We start from the raw sequence: 2,105 nt of genomic DNA on the forward strand, positions 1-2,105 counted from the left end.
GGACGAGGGCAGTTCCATCGTGTGGGGTATGCCCCGGGCTGCGGTAGAGCTAGGAGCAGCCCACAAGGTGCTGGATCTTACGGCGATTCCCCCGGAAATTATAGCCTTTAGCGGCCCCTAAAAATTCCTGACCGTTGTTCAGTCCTTCGGTCGCAGGGGAATCCTTTTATAAAGTCACCAGACAACAATTTTTGATATCTCCTTGCAGCCCCTTCAAGCTCCATACTCCAAAGGACCTTTTTTCAAAGAAACCGCTACCAGCAAACCGAGCTCATCTCTTTATTTTGTAAAGAGAATGTCATGGCAGCGGATATCACCAAGCCGAGAACCTTTTTTATTTTGCGAAAATACAGTCCAGGTGATACGGTTATAGCAGCGGGTGCCCTATATCCTCATTTTTCCACTTGACAAAATCAATGGTTGCCTTATTATATATCTTAGTGATATCAAAATGATATCACATTACTATCTTAATCAGAATCCCTCATGAGGAAAGAAGGAGGAACCCATGCGTACGTCAGGTCAGAACGAGGAACGCCCTGCCCCCTATTGGGCGGGAATGCCCATGCTCATCGGAAACATTATCCTTACCGCCGGTACCGTGGCGCTTTTCATTTATGGTTCCATACAGGCCGATAAACAGCTTACTCTACAGGCTATTCTGATGATGAGCCTCGGCGGCCTCTACGGTTTTATCCTGGGGCCCCTGGTGTTTACGGGGCTTCGGATTCTTAAACCCAACGAAGCCCTCGTTCTTACCCTGTTTGGGAAGTATTACGGGACCCTTAAAGGGCCAGGCTTTTTCTGGGTTACCCCCTTTGTGCAAGCCGTGGCCCCTGTCCCTGTAAAACCCTCTACCGCCCAGGTGCCCCTCGAAAAAACTACCCCCGGCCGGGGAGAAGGGGTAAACAAAAGAATATCCCTTAAGGCCCTTACCCTGGATAACGAAAAACAAAAAATCAACGACGCCCTCGGTAATCCTATCATTATCGGGATTGTGGTGGTCTGGCGGGTCATAGACACGGCAAAGGCGGTCTTTAACGTGGATAACTACGTAGAGTACCTTTCCATTCAGTGCGATTCGGCCCTGCGGAATATCGTCCGGCTGTATCCCTATGATTCACCCGATGAGGAGAACGAAAAATCCCTGCGGGGCAGCAGTCAGGAAATCGCAGAACGCCTTAAAGCGGAAATACAACAAAAGGTAGACATCGCAGGCCTGGAGATTATCGAAGCCCGGATTACCCACCTTTCCTATGCTCCAGAAATCGCCACGGCGATGCTCCAGAAACAACAGGCTACCGCGGTGGTTGCCGCCCGCCAGCTTATTGTGGAAGGAGCGGTGGGCATGGTAGAAATGGCCCTAGAAAAGCTAAGCCAGCGACAAATCATCAATCTGGATGAAGAACGGAAGGCCGCCATGGTAAGTAACCTCCTGGTAGTGCTCTGTGCCAACCGGGAAGCCCAGCCGGTAGTCAACACGGGAACCCTGTACTAGGGTACGAGGGGATGCTCAAATCATTGGCCAGGCCCTGGGGGAAAGGGATATCAGCCCCCTCAGAAAAAACGCCAGGGAATTAGGTAAGGGCCTACTACAGGAATACAAGCCAGGGGGCATGGTGAAGGTGGTTGGATAGCCCACCAGGGGGTATGGTAAAAACACCTTTGCGGCGATTTTGTTAAAGACAAAACCGGAAAGACAAAACCGGGCTTGTCAAAGAGGCTGAGATACGATTGAAGCGTAAGGGGCAGGAAGCTATGGCAGAAAAGGACGACAAAAAGAAACAGATTATCCTCCGCATCTCCCCTGCCCTCTGGGAAGAACTAGCCGCCTGGGCGGAAGACGAGTTCCGTTCTATCAATGGGCAGATTGAGTACCTCCTTACCGAATGTGTCCGACAGCGACGGAAAAAGAACTTCCCCCGGCTCCCGGAAAATGATGAAATTTCTCAAGAGAAACAACAAAAGAGCAAAACAGAGGAACCTTAGGAAAAGCCCCTTCTTTTTTATGAATCCTTTTGATATGGAGGGTTTTTATCAGTATATTCACCTATAGAGGTTTACCCCCGGGCGCCGTATGGGCCCGGTTACACCATCATGCAAGG

The 2,105-nt window shown here is 50.4% G+C and carries 2 protein-coding genes; both read left to right on the forward strand.

Annotated elements, in window-relative coordinates:
• Window positions 1–565 precede the first annotated feature (565 nt).
• A complete protein-coding gene (locus N2315_09125; GenBank protein MCX7829335.1) occupies window positions 566–1,498 on the forward strand; it encodes an SPFH domain-containing protein in 933 nt (310 codons plus the stop codon).
• Window positions 1,499–1,758: 260 nt separating this feature from the next.
• Window positions 1,759–1,989 carry a hypothetical protein gene (locus N2315_09130; GenBank protein ID MCX7829336.1) on the forward strand — a complete coding sequence of 77 codons (231 nt, stop codon included), beginning with the start codon at window positions 1,759–1,761 and terminating at the stop codon, window positions 1,987–1,989.
• Window positions 1,990–2,105 lie beyond the last annotated feature (116 nt).

The organism is Thermanaerothrix sp. (assembly GCA_026417795.1).
Taxonomy (GTDB): domain Bacteria; phylum Synergistota; class Synergistia; order Synergistales; family Synergistaceae; genus Thermanaerovibrio.